The 14910-nt window shown below is 69.2% G+C and carries 14 protein-coding genes; 6 read left to right on the top strand and 8 right to left on the bottom strand.

All coding sequences use genetic code 11. The features are described 5' to 3' along the window. The first annotated feature begins 20 nt into the window (after positions 1-20). Both ACIBL3_RS04760 and ACIBL3_RS04765 read left to right on the top strand, forming a co-directional pair. Positions 21-788, top strand: coding sequence for an SDR family NAD(P)-dependent oxidoreductase (locus tag ACIBL3_RS04760; protein ID WP_396351809.1), 768 nt, complete (start codon positions 21-23; stop codon positions 786-788). A 167-nt stretch (positions 789-955) separates the two neighbouring features. After that, a complete protein-coding gene (locus tag ACIBL3_RS04765) occupies positions 956-2248 on the top strand; it encodes a serine/threonine-protein kinase (protein WP_396351810.1) in 1293 nt (430 codons plus the stop codon). Positions 2249-2303: 55 nt separating this feature from the next. Here ACIBL3_RS04765 and ACIBL3_RS04770 read toward each other — a convergent pair whose 3' ends face one another. Then, positions 2304-4226: a VWA domain-containing protein gene (locus ACIBL3_RS04770; RefSeq protein ID WP_396351811.1), complete on the bottom strand. Its 1923-nt coding sequence runs from the start codon at positions 4224-4226 to the stop codon at positions 2304-2306. An 86-nt stretch (positions 4227-4312) separates the two neighbouring features. Between ACIBL3_RS04770 and ACIBL3_RS04775 the strand changes: the two genes are divergently transcribed. Then, on the top strand, positions 4313-4873 hold the full coding sequence (locus ACIBL3_RS04775) for a helix-turn-helix domain-containing protein (protein WP_396351812.1): 561 nt from the start codon (positions 4313-4315) through the stop codon (positions 4871-4873). A 47-nt stretch (positions 4874-4920) separates the two neighbouring features. On the opposite strand, the gene ACIBL3_RS04780 is transcribed toward ACIBL3_RS04775, so the two are convergent. Together ACIBL3_RS04780 and ACIBL3_RS04785 are read right to left on the bottom strand one after the other, a co-directional pair. After that, complete coding sequence (locus ACIBL3_RS04780; RefSeq protein ID WP_396351813.1) at positions 4921-5715, bottom strand: ABC transporter permease; 795 nt, start codon at positions 5713-5715, stop codon at positions 4921-4923. Beyond that, positions 5712-6665: an ATP-binding cassette domain-containing protein gene (locus ACIBL3_RS04785; RefSeq protein WP_396351814.1), complete on the bottom strand. Its 954-nt coding sequence runs from the start codon at positions 6663-6665 to the stop codon at positions 5712-5714. The genes ACIBL3_RS04780 and ACIBL3_RS04785 overlap by 4 nt, the downstream gene beginning before the upstream one ends. A gap of 124 nt (positions 6666-6789) precedes the next feature. Between ACIBL3_RS04785 and ACIBL3_RS04790 the strand changes: the two genes are divergently transcribed. Next, positions 6790-7557 (top strand): TetR/AcrR family transcriptional regulator, encoded by a 768-nt coding sequence (locus ACIBL3_RS04790; protein ID WP_396351815.1) that lies wholly within the window; start codon positions 6790-6792, stop codon positions 7555-7557. Here ACIBL3_RS04790 and ACIBL3_RS04795 read toward each other — a convergent pair. The 4 genes from ACIBL3_RS04795 to ACIBL3_RS04810 form a co-directional block, all read right to left on the bottom strand. Next, a complete protein-coding gene (locus ACIBL3_RS04795) occupies positions 7547-8155 on the bottom strand; it encodes an FMN reductase (protein ID WP_396351816.1) in 609 nt (202 codons plus the stop codon). The two genes, ACIBL3_RS04790 and ACIBL3_RS04795, sit on opposite strands and share 11 nt — an antisense overlap. Beyond that, positions 8152-9264 (bottom strand): LLM class flavin-dependent oxidoreductase, encoded by a 1113-nt coding sequence (locus tag ACIBL3_RS04800; protein ID WP_396351817.1) that lies wholly within the window; start codon positions 9262-9264, stop codon positions 8152-8154. Before ACIBL3_RS04800 ends, ACIBL3_RS04795 begins: the two co-directional genes overlap by 4 nt. Positions 9265-9430: 166 nt before the next feature. Next, entirely contained in the window at positions 9431-9775 is a 345-nt protein-coding gene (locus tag ACIBL3_RS04805) for a tetratricopeptide repeat protein (protein WP_396351818.1), read from the bottom strand. Positions 9776-9863: 88 nt separating this feature from the next. Further along, complete coding sequence (locus ACIBL3_RS04810; RefSeq protein WP_396351819.1) at positions 9864-10739, bottom strand: aldo/keto reductase; 876 nt, start codon at positions 10737-10739, stop codon at positions 9864-9866. Between the two features lie 206 nt (positions 10740-10945). On the opposite strand from ACIBL3_RS04810, the gene ACIBL3_RS04815 reads away from it, so the two are divergent. Together ACIBL3_RS04815 and ACIBL3_RS04820 are read left to right on the top strand one after the other, a co-directional pair. Beyond that, positions 10946-12442 (top strand): alkaline phosphatase D family protein, encoded by a 1497-nt coding sequence (locus ACIBL3_RS04815; protein WP_396351820.1) that lies wholly within the window; start codon positions 10946-10948, stop codon positions 12440-12442. Further along, entirely contained in the window at positions 12442-13263 is an 822-nt protein-coding gene (locus ACIBL3_RS04820) for a polysaccharide lyase family protein (protein WP_396351821.1), read from the top strand. Before ACIBL3_RS04815 ends, ACIBL3_RS04820 begins: the two co-directional genes overlap by 1 nt. A 45-nt stretch (positions 13264-13308) precedes the next feature. On the opposite strand, the gene ACIBL3_RS04825 is transcribed toward ACIBL3_RS04820, so the two are convergent. Next, on the bottom strand, positions 13309-14889 hold the full coding sequence (locus ACIBL3_RS04825) for an alkaline phosphatase D family protein (protein WP_396351822.1): 1581 nt from the start codon (positions 14887-14889) through the stop codon (positions 13309-13311). Positions 14890-14910 lie beyond the last annotated feature (21 nt).

The following is a 14910-nucleotide window of genomic DNA, read 5'->3' on the forward strand; positions in this document are numbered from 1 at the left end:
GCCGGGGCAGGATAGGGCGCATGGCATATCTGGATTTCAGGGATCAGGTCGTCGTGGTCACCGGCGCGAGCAGCGGGATCGGCGCCGCGGCGGCGGTCGGGTTCGCCGAAACCGGGGCGACGGTCGCGCTGCACTACCACCGCAACTCCGAGGGCGCGAAGCACACGCTGGGCGCCGTCCAGACAGCCGGCGGTACGGCGACCGTCCACCAGGCGGACCTGGCCGACCCGGTGTCGGCGGGCAAGCTGATTGACGACGTGCTCGCCGAGCACGGCCGGATCGACGTGCTGGTGAACAATGCCGGTGACCTGATCAACCGCTCGCCGGTCAGCGAGGTGCCGGACGAGGAGTTCCACCGGATCCTGGACGTGAACCTGACTTCGGTGTTCGCGCTGTCCCGCCGGATCGTTCCGGTGTTCCGGACCCAGGGCGGCGGAAACATCGTCAACGTCACCTCGATCGCGGGCCGGCACGGCGGTGGCGGCGGGTCGGTCGTTTACGCGACCAGCAAGGGCGCGGTCAGCACCTTCACCCGCGGGCTGGCCAAGGAACTGGCCCCCGAAGGGATCCGGGTCAACGCGATCTCACCCGGCGTGATCAAGACCCCGTTCCACGACCGGCACACCGGCGAGGAGCAGCTGAACGGCATGATCGCCACTATTCCGATGGGCCGCACCGGCACCCCGCACGAGTGCGTCGGCACCATCCTCTTCCTCGCCTCGGACGCGATGAGCTCTTACGTCACCGGCCAGATCATCGAGGTCAACGGCGGCCAACTGATGCCCTAGGCAACCGGCCGCAACAGGGCGTTGTGGTCCAGCACCCCCCGGTGGCCTGCGCCACAGCAGCTGGGTCACCTCTGGGTGGTACCCCGATCGAGCCGCGGACTACCGCGAGTGGTCGGGGTGATGGATTACGGTGTGCGTCCAGCGGCGAGGTTCAGGAGGTCCACGGGGTGGCGGATGTGTTCGCCGGGCGGTTCGAGCTGATCGACCCGATCGGGGTCGGTGGAGCCGGGACGGTGTGGCGGGCCTGGGACCGGCGGCAGGAGCGGTTGTGCGCTGCCAAGATCCTGCGGCAGCGCGACGCCGGTGCGTTGCTGCGCTTCGTCCGTGAGCAGTGCCGCCGGCTGGAGCACCCGAACGTGCTCACGCCGTACGGCTCGGCGTCCGACGACGATTTGGCGTTGCTGGCGATGGATCTCGTCGGTGGTGGGTCGGTGGACAACCTGGTCGCGGACTTCGGGCCGTTGCCGCCGCGGCTGGCTGCCGAGCTGTTGAGTCAGTTGCTCGGGGCGCTCGACAAGATCCACACCGCTGGGGTTCTGCACCGCGACGTGAAGCCCGCGAACCTGCTGCTCGAGACCACGGGCACCGAACGGCCGATGCTTCGGCTGACCGACTTCGGCATCGCGATCGCCCTCGGCGAGCCGAGGCTGACCGTCCACGGCACGGTCGTCGGTACGCCGGGGTACCTGGCACCCGAGGCGCTGGCCGGAGCCGCGCCGTCGCCGAGCCAGGACCTGTACGCCGCCGGCATCACCGCCTGGCAACTACTGACCGGCGCCGAACCTCCCGAACGCGGCACCCTCCCCGCTCGTCCGGCAAACACCTCTGACCCGATCTGGGACGTGGTAGCCGCCCTGACCGACCCCGATCCCAGCAACCGCCCAGCCTCCGCAGCAGAAGCCCTGACCGAGCTCGCCCCGGCTCTGTCCGAGCCCCTCGCCATCCCAGCCCACACCGCCGACGGCGAAACCATCGAGGTCTTCGACCACCTGCCTCCACTCCCGGAAACCTCACCCCGCCCTCGCCCGACTCGCACCCTCCCGGACCCAGCCCCCGAAGATGTGGAGGGCACATCGAACTCCTCCACAAACCCCTCGCGGGCGGGGCGGCGTATCGCTGTTGTTGCCGCGGTGCTGGCGATGGTGGGGGTTGTCGTTGGTGGGGGTGCTGCGTTGGTGGCGGTGTTCGATCCGTTCGGGGATCCGCCGCCGTCGGGTACGTCGCCGCCGCCGGGGGACGGCGCGTCGGAGAGTGCGACGTCCGTCAGCGGGCCGATCACCGGTCCGGACACGATCGGGGTGACACCGGCGGCGCCGGCGAGCCGGTCGGCGGATCCGCAGATCCGGGCCGGGCAACCGTGCGGCTGGCAGGTTGCGGGCTCGGTCGAAACGGCAGCCGACGGCACCCGAGTCGAGTGCCGTCAGCAAGGAACCTCATACCGCTGGGTGAAGATCGGCTAGACCCGCCGGGGGCGGGTGGGGCGGGGTGAGCTGGGTGAAGATCGGCTAGGCCGGCTTAGTTGGGCCAGGTCGGTCCCATTGGGCCGGTCGGGGCCGACGGTCGGCGGTTGCGGAGGATCAGGGCGATCGCCACACCAGCCACCGCGAGCAGCGCCGCGCCGCCGCCGATGGCCCAGGGGAGGAGCGTGCTCGAGTCGGACTCGGTGGTCTTGCCGTCGATCGGGCCGTTGGCAGTGCCTGACGGGCCCTCCGACGACGACGGGGACGTGGTCGGCGTCTCGCTGGACGACGGTTCGGCTGTCGCGCTCGGGGTCGACTCGGGGCTGGTGCTGTACTCGGGACCGCTCACCTTCGTCCCCGCGACGGCGAGGTCGATGGTGATCGGAACGCCGCCCGCGCCGTCGGCCGCGCCGAGCTTGACCATGATGTAGTACCACCCGTCGACGGCCATCTTCCGGATGTCCGCGGCGCCGCCGTCGCGGTTCAGGTACATCACCCGCGTCGTCGCGATCGGCTTCCCGTCGAACGGCAGTGTCTTCGTTTCCCCGGTGTATGCCGTGGTGTCGCTGTCGATCTCGTCGCGGACCGGGTTGTACAGCGAGGTCGCGATGTTCACGGTCTCCCCGTCCGGCACCCCGCCGTACGTGATCCGGTACGCCAGCCCCTGACCCCAGTCCAGCTTGACCCGGTAGAACAGCTGCTCGCCGTAGTACACCGTCTCGCCGTACCGCCCCGGCCCGGCCAGCGTGGTGGCCTCGTTGAACGAGCCGCCCCCGCGCACCCCCTGACCGGCCCCGGCCGGCTGTCCGGCGAACTCGACGAGCGCGGCCTGGGCCGGCTCACCCTTCCCGCCGGTGACCGGCGGCTCCACCCGCACCAGCAGCTCGACCGGGACCCGGTCATTGCCCTTGTTGTCTCGCGTGAGCCGCAGCGTGTACCGGCCGGCTTCGTCGCATGTCCTGCTCTGGCTGGTCCCGTCCGCGAGCTCGTCCCAGCGCAGCACCGTGCTCACGCTGCCGCCGTCCTGCTTGGCCCGGGTGTGCAGTTGCCGCTCGCGCTGGTAGCAGTCGGCCCCACCCGGCCCAGTGATGCGAATGTCCAGTGCCTCGACATCGCGCACGTTGCCGCGCGGGAAGATCGCCGTACCGGCGAAATACAGCGTCTCGCCCTCCCTCAGGTCGACCGCGTAGAAGCGCTCCTCCTGCGAGTCGAGCGTGTCGACGTACTGCCCGGGAGCGACCACCGGCGCCGTGGTCGGGTCGTTGGTCCCCGTGATCGGCTTGCCGATCGGCTCGTAGTGCCGCAGCGCCCGCTCGGTGACCCGGCCGAGTACGCCGGTGAGCGTGCTGGCGTCGTCCGCGTCGTGATACGTACCGCCGGTGGTCTGCGCGATACACGCGAGCTGCGCGCGAGCCGCGGCGCCGACTCGGAAGCCGATGGTGTGCACATGCAGGTCGATGCCCTGCCGGTGCAGCTCCTTCGCCACTTCGCACGGCTGCGGCGGGGCGCAGGTGTCCTCGCCGTCGGAGACCAGCACGATCGAGCGCTGCCCTTCCTTGGGGAGGGCCGCCGCGGCGGTCCGCAGCGACTGGCCGATCGGGGTGTATCCGCGAGCCTGCGCCCGGTTCACCGCGGCCTTCAGCGCGGGCTTGTTCGCCGTACCGACCGGGTGGACCACCTGGACGTCGCGGCAGCCGGCCGCCTTCTCGGATCCGGCCGATCCGGTGCCGGTGCCGTAGACGGTGAGCCCGACCTGAGCCTCGGCCGGCAGCCCGTCGACCATCGTGGAGACAGCACGCTTGGCGGCGTCCATCCGGGTGCCGGTGCCGCCGGCGTCCCGGGCCTTCATCGACCCGGACGAGTCCAGCACGACCATCACCGGCGAGTACGGGTCGGCGGCGGGGGTCGCGGATACATTTGCAGATGGAAATGCGATGGCGAGCCCAACGACGACCAGCAGTGCAGCACGGCGTATCATTGCTACTCCCAGTGTTTGCAGATCGGAACAACGATGACCCTAGTGTTTGCATTTGTGATTTGCAACCGCAAACCTCGGAGGGCAGCATGACCGACTCGCAGACCCGCAACGTGGAGCGGCAGATCGAGTGGTACGGCGAGCCGCTCGGCGACCGGTTCGGCCGGCTGCTCGCGCGGTTGGGCCTGTCCCAGGCGCAACTGGCCGGTGTGCTGGGGCTCTCGGCGCCGATGCTGTCGCAGCTGATGACCGGCCACCGGTCGAAGATCAGCAGCCCCGCGGTGCTCTCCCGGCTGCTGCACCTGGAGGCCATGGTCGCCGACCCCGCCTGGGCCGCGCTCCCGCCGGACGAGCAGTCGCGCCGGCTCGCCGACGTACGGGCGGTCGAACGTTCGACGCTGACCACGGTCACCTCCGAGGTGCAGCCCGCCGCCGGCGCCGCACCGGCCCGTCCGCAGCCGGCGGGGGATCCGGTGACGGTGGTCCAGGACGTACTGCGGGCCGTGGCGTCGGCGGCCGAGCTCGAAGCCGCCGCCCAGATGCTCGAGCAGGAGTATCCCGACCTGGCGGAGGCCCTGAGGGTGCTCGGCACCGGCCGCACCCCGGACGCCCGCGCGTACTACGCCCGGATCCTCGCCGGCCCGGCCTAGCCTTCAGGCCGGATCCGGGCCGGCGGTGATCTTCCGGAACCGCGCAGTTACTGCGAGAGGGTGCGGTAGCGGTGGGCGGACAGCGGCAGGAAGACGGCGATCAGGATGAGCGGAGAGATGATCGCCGCGAGCTCCGCGTGGGTGCCGATCCAGGTGGCCGTCGCCGATGGATCCGGGTTGCCGAACAGGGCCCGGGATGCGGTCGCCGTTGCGGACAGCGGGTTCCACTGGGCGATGGTGCCGAGCCAGTTGGGCATCGTGGAGGTGGCGACGAAGGCGCTGGAGAGGAAGCCGATCGGCCAGACCAGCACCTGCACCACCGTCACGCTCTGCGCGTTCTTCACCGACAGCCCGATGAAGATCCCGACCCACAGCAACGCGAACCGCAGCAACAGCAGCAGCCCGAAGGCTGCCAGCGCAGCCGGTAGTCCTTCATGCCAACGCCAGCCGAGTGCGAGCCCAGCCGCGGCCAGCACGATCAGCGTGACCACCGAGTCGAGCATGTCCGCGATGCACCGGCCCATCACCACGGCGGTCGAGCTCATCGGCAGTGAACGGAACCGGTCGGTCACCCCCTTGTCCTTGTCCGTGGTCACCGCCGTCATCGTGCCCTCGAGCCCGAAGAGCATCGCCAGCGCGAAGATCCCGGGCACCAGCAGCTCGTAGTACGACTCGCCCTCGGGGAAGTCCATCGCCCCGCCGAGCAGGCTGCCGAACATCAGCAGCATCAGCACCGGGAACAACCAGTTGAAGACGATGAGCCCCGGCTGGTTCCGCCAGTGCGTCAGCGTCCGCCGCGCGATCGTCCAGCTGTCGGCCAAGGTCCACCCGAGCGCGGTCATGCTGCCACCTCCGGTCCGGTCAGGTGCAGGAACACTTCGTCCAGCGTCGGTCTGCGCAGCGTGATGTCCTCCGGTTCGATCTTTGCCTCGTGCAATGAATTCGCGATCGTCACCAGCGCCCGGGTGCGGTCCTTGACCGGCACGCTGATCCGTACGTCGGTCACCCGGATCTCCCCGTCCGCCAGCGGCTCGGCCAGCTCGAGCACCCGCGACACCTCCGCCGGGTCCGCCAGGACGAGGTCCAGCCAGTCCGACCCGAGCTGGGTCTTCAGTTCGTCCGGAGTGCCCTCGGCCACCACCTTCCCGGCCTTGAGCATCGAGATCCGGTTCGCCAGCTGATCCGCCTCCTCCAGGTACTGCGTGGTCAGCAGCACCGTCGTCCCGCCGTCGACCAGTTGCCGCACGGCGTTCCACACCTCGATCCGGCCCGCCGGGTCCAGCCCGGTGGTCGGCTCGTCCACGAACAGCACCGACGGCGCCACGATCAGGCTGGCCGCCAGGTCGAGCCGCCGCCGCATCCCACCGGAGTACTTCGTCACCGCCTGCCCGGCCGCCTCGGTCAGGCTGAACCGCTCGAGCAGCTCGTCCGCCCGCCGGACCGCGGTCGCGTGGCCCAGGTGGTTCAGCCGGCCGAACATGACCAGGTTCTGCCGGCCGGTCAGCACCTCGTCGATCGCCGCGTACTGGCCGACGAGCCCGATCCGGCGCCGTACCTCGGCACCTTGCCGGCGGACGTCGTACCCCGCGATCGTCGCCGTACCGGAGTCCATCTCGAGCAGTGTGGACAGGATCCGCACCGCGGTCGTCTTGCCGGCGCCGTTGGGCCCGAGCAGGCCGGTCACGGTGCCGGCGGTGACCTCCAGGTCGAAACCGTTCAGCCCCGCCCCCTCGGTGCCGCCCTTGTAGTTCTTCCGTACGCCGACGGCCTCGATCACACGTTCCGTAGTCACTTCCCACCTCTCGCCGAGTGAATCGTAGGGTGTACCGTACACCGTACGACTCAGGTACGATGCGGTCAACGACGAGCGGTCCACCACAACCGCCAGGCACTTACATCGTTTGGAGTTTCTTCCCTTGAGTCCGAAGAAGACGGCCGCGCCCGATCCGGCGCGCAGTCTGGCGCTGCTGTGGGGCAGTCACACGAAGCCCGGCCGGTCCGGCCTGACCGTGCGCTCGATCGTCGGCACTGCCATCGAGCTGGCCGACGCGCAGGGGCTCGACGCGGTGTCCATGCGGACCGTCGCGGAGCAGTTGAAGGTCGGCACGATGTCGCTTTACACGCACGTCCCGGGCAAGGGTGAGCTGACCGACCTGATGTTCGACAGCGTGTACGGCGACCTGTACGCCGACGTCGACGAGCCGGCCCGGCAGACAGGGGGCTGGCGTGGTGCGCTGGAGTTCATCGCGCAGCGCAACTGGGATGTGCTGGTGAAGCATCCGTGGATCCACGAGGTCCCGACGATGCGGAACGCGCTCGGGCCCAACATCACCTTGAAGTACGAAGCCGAGCTCCGTCCGCTGGACGGGCTCGGCCTGACCGACGTGGAGATGGACTCCGCGTTGACGCTCGTTCTCACCCACGTCCACGGCACCGCTCGCGCCGGTGCGGAGCAACTCCGCACACAGCGCGAGACCGGTCTGTCCGACCAGGAGTGGTGGCGTGAGATTGCACCCACGCTCACCTACGTGATGGCCGGTGCGGCCGACCGGTTTCCCGTGGCCGGCCGCGTCGGCACCTCAGTCGGCGAGCACTTCCAGTCCGTCATCGATCCGGCTCATGCGCTGCAGTTCGGGCTGAGCCGCATCCTGGACGGGATCGAACTGCTGATCGCTAGCCGTTGAGCAGATCCTCGAACGGCGTGGGGTTCTCGTACGGGTCGGCCTGAGCCGGGGTCTCGTGGTGGAGGGCTGCCACCAACTCGGTCGCAGCCTGCGCGATCCGAGTACGGAGCTTCGTCGCACCGCTGCCCCAATCGGTCGAGGCGGCGTACACACCGGTCGCGACCGGGAGCGCCTTCAGGTAGGCGAACAGCGGTCGCAGCGCGAAGTCGAGCACGAGCGAGTGCCGCTCGGTGCCGCCCGTCGCGGCGAGCAGGACCGGCTTGCCGGCCAGCGCCTTGTCGTCGAGCACGTCGAAGAACATCTTGAACAGCCCGCTGTACGACGCGCTGAACGTCGGCGTCACCGCGATCAAGGCGTCGGCGTTGGTGACCGTGTCGAGCACCTTGCCGAGCTCGGCCGTCGGGAAGCCGGTGAGCAGGTTGTTGGTCAGGTCGTGGGCGTGGTCACGCACCTCGATCAACTCGACCCGCGACTCGATCCCGCGACCGGACAGCTCGTCGCGCACCGCGGCGGCCAGTTGGTCGGCGAGCAGCCGGGACGACGACGGTGTCGTCAGCCCGGCCGTCACCACGGCGATCACGCGTTCGCGTTCGGTCATACCGTCGGCTCCTCGATCGTCTCCAGGTCCCGCGCGCGCTCGGCGGCGGCCTTCAGGGAAGCGTGGGTCGGCGCGTCCGGCACGTGCGCCGGCCTCTTCGCGGCGAACTCCTTGCGCAGCACCGGAACGACCTCCTCGCCGAGGATGTCCAGCTGCTCCAGCACGGTCTTCAACGGCAGCCCGGCGTGGTCGACCAGGAACAGCTGCCGCTGGTAGTCACCAAAGTGCTCCCGGAAGGTCAGCGTCCGCTCGATCACTTCCTGCGGGCTCCCGACCGTCAACGGCGTCTCCCGGCTGAAGTCCTCCAGCGACGGGCCGTGCCCGTAGACCGGCGCGTTGTCGAAGTACGGCCGGAACTCCCGGACGGCGTCCTGCGAGTTCTTCCGCATGAAGACCTGGCCGCCCAGCCCGACGATCGCCTGGTCCGCGGCGCCGTGTCCATAGTGCTCGAACCGGCTGCGGTAGAGCTCGATCATCCGCTTGGTGTGCGTGACCGGCCAGAAGATGTTGTTGTGGAAGAACCCGTCACCGTAGTACGCCGCCTGCTCGGCGATCTCGGGCGACCGGATCGACCCGTGCCAGACGAACGGAGGTACGCCGTCCAGCGGTCGAGGGGTCGCCGTGAAGCCCTGCAACGGCGTCCGGAACTTGCCCTCCCAGTCGACCACGTCCTCACGCCACAGCCGGCGCAGGAGCGCGTAGTTCTCCACTGCGAGCCCGATGCCGTTGCGGATGTCCTGGCCGAACCACGGGTACACCGGGCCGGTGTTGCCGCGACCCATCATCAGGTCGACCCGGCCGTCGGCCAGGTGCTGCAGCATCGCGTAGTCCTCAGCGATCTTCACCGGGTCGTTGGTGGTGATCAGGGTGGTCGCGGTGGACAGCACGATCTTCGACGTCTTCGCCGCGATGAACCCGAGTTGCGTGGTGGGGGAGGACGGCACGAACGGCGGGTTGTGGTGCTCACCCTGGGCGAACACGTCCAGGCCCACCTCCTCGGCCTTCAGCGCGATCGCGACCATGGCCTTGATCCGCTCGGCCTCGCTCACCGTGTGACCGGTGGTCGGGTCCTCGGTCACGTCGCCGACGCTGAACACACCGAACTGCATCTGTCCTCCTCCAGGATCTAGTAGTTAACTATTTAACTACTTCTGGCCCGCACAACGCCAATCCATGGTCCGGGCATTCCCCACTCTTGTCAGGCCGGGTCCGTCGCGACGTACCTACTCGGCCAGCGCCCGCCGATCACCGACCTGTACGCCCCCCAGCGTCAGCTCAGACGCGGTGCGGCTTGAGCAACTCGTCGTCACCGGTGAGCGCCGCCGCGATCCGGCGGTGCTTCCCGGCCTCGTCGGCCCGAGACTGCCGCTCGAGCGTCCGCGCCATCATCAGGTGCGCGTAGTACTCGGTCGGCTCCCGCTCGATGACCTCCAGCAGGTGCTCCTCGGCCGGCTTGAGCAAGGCCGCGTGGTAGTAAGCACGGGCAAGCAGCAGCCGCGTGCCGACGTCGTCCGGGGTCTCCTCCACGACGGGCCGCAGGGCGCGAATAGCGCCGCGGTAGTCCCGCTCGTCGAAGTATTGCTGGCCGAGCCCGTAGCTCAACGCACGCAGATCTTCCATCGCGAGAACCTCCTGTCTGGTTGGGGACAAGACAGGAACACCCCGGCCCACGAAGGTATTCCGTGGGCCGGGGCGCGCTGGGTCGGGGTCAGGCTGCGTCGAGCGTGGCGACCTGCTCCGGGGTGAGCTCGAGGTCCAGAGCGGCGTACGAGTCGAGGATCGTCTCGGGCCGGCTGGAGCCGGGGATCGGGATGACGTACGGCGACTTGGCCAGCATCCACGCCAGCGTGACGCGCTGCGGGCTGACGCCGAGCTCGTTCGCGAGCTGGTGGAAGGCGGGGTGCTTGGCGCCGAGCTCACCGGCGTTCGAGATGCCGCCGAGCGGGGACCAGGGCAGGAACGCGATCCCGAGCTGGTCGCAGAACTCGAGCTCGGGCTCGCTGGACCGGAAGGCCGGCGAGAACTGGTTCTGCACCGAGACGAGCCGGCCGCCGAGGATCTCGTTCGCCTGCTGGATCTGCGCCGGGTTCGCGTTCGAGATCCCGGCCATCCGGATCTTGCCCGCGTCGAGCAGGTCGCGGATCGCGCCGACGGACTCCTCGTACGGCGTGTTCGGGTCCGGCCGGTGGAACTGGTACAGCCCGATCGCGTCGACGCCGAGCCGCTTCAGCGACGCATCGGCCGCCTCCTTCAGGTGCTGGGGCGAGCCGTCGAGCGTCCACCGCCCGTCACCCGGCCGCAGGTGCCCGCCCTTGGTCGCGACCAGGACGCCGGAGGTGTCACCGCCGTACGACGCCAGCGCCTTGGCGATCAGGGACTCGTTGTGTCCGACATCGGTCGCGGTCAGGTGGTACGCGTCCGCGGTGTCGATCAGGGTGATGCCGGCGTCGAGCGCGGCGTGGATGGTCGCGATCGACCGAGCCTCGTCCGGTCGGCCCTCGATCGACATCGGCATCGCGCCGAGCCCGATCCCGCTGACCTCCACGTCGCCGATCCGACGCGTCTTCTTCGTCTGAGCTGCCATGCCCTCAAGCCTTGCGCGCCGCCACTCAGACTTCCAACAGGAATCTTCGCAAACACCCAGCACTCCAGTTGCTGAATCTTTGGCGACTTCCCGTCAACGACTGACATTACGGACGAGACATACGTAAGAATATGACGCAAGTCCGCCCTCCCCTGAATGGAGCTTCGCCCGTGCCTCCACCGCCAACACGTCGTACCTTCCTGCAGTTGACCGGGCTCAGTGCCGCGAGCGTCGCGGTGGGCGTCTCCGCACCGGCGAGTTCGGACGCCACCCCTGGGCGTCCGATTCCGTCCGGTGCGTTCGGGCTCGGCGTCGCGTCCGGTGATCCGCGGCCTGATGGGTTCGTGCTGTGGACTCGGCTCGCGCCTACGCCGTTGGCCGCCGACGGGCACGGCGGGATGCGTGCCGAGCACGTGCCGGTGCAGTACGAGGTGGCCGAGGACAGTTCGTTCAAGCGAGTCGTACGGCGTGGGCTCGCGATCGCGACGCCTGAGCTGGCGCACGCCGTCCATCCCGAGGTGCGTGGGCTGCGGCCGGAGCGCGAGTACTTCTACCGCTTCCGTGTCGGCACCGAGGTCAGCCCGGTCGGTCGCACGAAGACACTGCCGGTGCACGGTTCGCGGTTCAGCTTCGCCACCGCGTCGTGCCAGGCCTGGTACCACGGCTACTTCCCGGCGTACCGGGACATCGCGAGCCGGGCGCCGGACGCGGTGTTCTTCCTCGGCGACTACATCTACGAGTACGGCATCGTTGCCGGTGGAAACCTCTGGCGCGAGGGCGTGACGGTTGGTCCCGAGCACGGGGTGGAGATCGAGACGCTCGAGCAGTACCGGCTGCGGTACAGCCTGTTCAAGACCGACCCCGACCTGCAGGCAGCGCACGCGACCGCACCGTGGCTGAACGTCTGGGACGACCACGAGGTGCAGAACAACTACGGCGCGGACAACTCGATCTACGGGATCCCGCCGGAGCTGTTCGTCCATCGCCGCGCGGTCGCCTACCGGGCCTTCTACGAGAACCTGCCGATCGGGCTCGGCAGCCTGCCCGAGGGCCCGGACACCCAGGTCTACCAGCGGTACGACGTCGGGACGCTCGCCCGGATCAACCTGCTCGACAACCGGCAGTACCGCGACCCGGTGCCGGTGGACGAGGCCGACCGGCAGTCCGAGTCCCGCACGATCCTGGGCTCCAAGCAGGAGCAGTGGCTGTACGACGGACTGCGGCGATCTCCCGCGACCTGGAACGTCCTGGCCGGCGGTGTCGTCCTCACCGCGATCACCGACGACCGGATCGAGCAGTGGGACGGCTACCCGGCCAACCGCCGCCGACTGCTCGCGGAACTGCAGCAAGCGGGTAATGCGGTCATGCTGACCGGCGACATTCACCGGCACGTGGCGTCCGAGCTGAAGGCGGACTTCGCGGACCCGGCCTCTCCGACGATCGGCGTCGAGCTGGTGTGCTCGTCGATCGGATCCGACGGCGACGGCGCGGACACCGACCAGTACGCGAAGGACTGGCTTCAGCACCCGTACGTGAAGTTCTACAACGCCCGCCGCGGCTACGTGCACACCACGCTGACCCGGTCCGAGCTGACCGCGGAGTTCGTCAACTTCCCGTACATCGAGGCCGACGCGAACGCCGTACCGCACGTGGTCGCGGCGTTCCGCTCGCCGGTCGACGCGCCCCGTCTGGAGGCCCTGTGATGAACCGTCCGCCCGCCATCACCCATCTGACCGGCAGCGGCCAGCTCGGCACGATCACCCTCGACTGGAAACCGGTGTCGTGGGCAACCGTCGTCGACCACTACGCGGTGTACGTGCTGAAGGACGGCTCCTACGAGCTGGCCGGCAAGACCGTGTACCCGCACTTCGTCCACCGCGGGATGGGATTCACCGGCGTGACCCGGACGTACCGCGTCGTCACGGTCGATGCTGCAGGCAATAGCTCGAAGCCGTCGGCAACAGTTGCCGCGACCAACCTGACCTCGGTCACGATCTCGGGCCTCCCCGTCGCGACTGTCGGGACCTTCGACGGCAAGGGCTCCGAGCTCGCCCTGTCGCCGAACGGCTACGCGAGCTACCCGACCCGGTTCCCGTCGGACGTCGACTACAGGTTCGGTACGTCGACCCCGTCGGCCGACTGGTCGTATTTGCTGCCAGGTCCAGCCGACAAATGGGCTGGGTCGAAGAATCACAAGGCCACACTCCGCTTCGACCTGGCCGCCGTACCGGAGAAGGATCTCGACCTGGCGTTGTGGCTGATCGGCAGCCACGCCAGCCTGGCCGGCACCGCCGTACTGACTGTCAATGGGACCCAGGTCGACCGGCTGACGTTCGCCAATGGCGCCACCAAGGGCTCGACGATTGCCGATAGCACCTATCCGGGATCGCCGCTGAAGCCGTCGTACCTCGAACGGCCGTTGGCCCGGGATCTCTTCAGGCAAGGGCAGAACGTGATCGAGCTGTTCAAGGACAACGGCTCCTGGATCGCGTACGACGCCGTCGGCCTCTTCGCGCGGAAGTGACCCACTGACGGACCCCGGGCGGGCGCGCCCGGGGTCCTCAGCTTGTCAGGATGCGTGCACGTGCGGGTTGCGGTCCTCGACGACGTACGACGCCCGCGTGCTGATCGGCGCGTCGGGCTTGGTGACGTACGGCAGGACGCGGTAGTCGGAGCGCCACTGCTTCTGGTCCACGGTGACCCGGACGTAGCCGCGCTGCGAGTTGAAGAACTTCAGGTGCGGGTTGGCCGCCAGGAACTGCTGCCCCTGGTCGGTCATGTCGGCGCCGTCGCCGCCGCTGGTGATCGACGTACCGACGAACTCGGTGCCGACGGCGGCCGAGTCCGGGTTCGCGTAGTCCCGCTTGAGCTCGAGGGCGTAGTTCTGGTGCCGGTCACCGGTGATGACCACCAGGTTGCGGACGCCGCTGTCCTGCGCCGCGCCGAGCACCTGGTTGCGCTCGGCAACGTACCCGTCCCACGGGTCAAGCCAGACCCGGGTCTCCGGACCCGGCGTCCAGTCGGTCTGACCCATCGGCGCCTGGTTGCCGAGGATCTGCCAGCGGGCGTTCGACCGCTTGAACCCGTCCAGCAGCCAGCCGCGCTGCTTGCCGCCGAGCATCGTGTTGTCGGGGTTGAACCGGTCGTCACAGGTCGACGAGTCGCCGTCGCCGCACGGCTGGTCGGAGCGGTACTGGCGGGTGTCCAGCATGGTGATGTCGGCCAGCCGCCCGTACGGAAGCCGTCGGTGCAGCCGCACCGACGGGCCGGACGGCATCTGGTCGTGCCGCAGCGGCATGTTCTCGTACATCGCCTGGAACGCGGCCGCGCGGCGGGCCCGGAACACGACCGGGTCCTGGTCCGGCTCGGTGTCCGCCTGGGACAGGTCGCCGGCCCAGTTGTTCTCCACCTCGTGGTCGTCGATGGTCTGGACCCACGGGAACTGCGCGTGCGCAGCCTGCAGCGGCGCCTCGGTCTTGTAGAGCGCGTACTGCAGCCGGTAGCGGGCCAGGTCGAACGTCTCACCGTGGAACCGCGGGTCGGTCACGACTCCGCGCCGGTTCGTCCTCACACCGGACTCGTACAGGTAGTCGCCGAGGTGCACGACCAGGTCGAGGTCCTCGTCGGCCATGTGCTGGTAGGCGGTGTAGAAGCCGTCCTGCCAGGCGTTGCAGGAGGCGAACGCGAACCGGAGCTCCCGCGGCGAGGCGAACGGGTGCGGCGTGGTCCGGGTCCGGCCGGTCGGCGAGACCTCGCCGCCGGTGCGGAAGCGGTAGTAGTACACGTGGTCCGGCTGCAGCCCGCGGACCTCGGGGTGCACCGAGTGGCCGAGCTCCGGAGTGGCGACGACGCTCGACCGGCGAACGATGTGCCGGAAGTTCGGGTCCCGGGCGATCTCGTACTCGACCCGGACCGGCTTGGCGGGCATGCCGCCCTTGCCGTCGACGGCGTACGGGTCGGTGGCGAGCCGGGTCCACAGCACGACACCGTCGTACTGCGGATCACCTGAGCCCACGCCGAGCGTGAAGGGGTTGCCGCTGCCGGCTGGGGCGGCGTACGTGGTCGAGGCGTCCCAAGCGCCGGTGCCGAGCAGTACGGCGGCGGAGCCCGCACCACTCAGGCCGAGGAAGCGACGGCGGGAAACTGACATGGAGGATCCTCCTGTGTCGGG

It is taken from the genome of Kribbella sp. NPDC050124 (genome assembly GCF_044460355.1).
Classification (GTDB): Bacteria; Actinomycetota; Actinomycetes; order Propionibacteriales; family Kribbellaceae; genus Kribbella.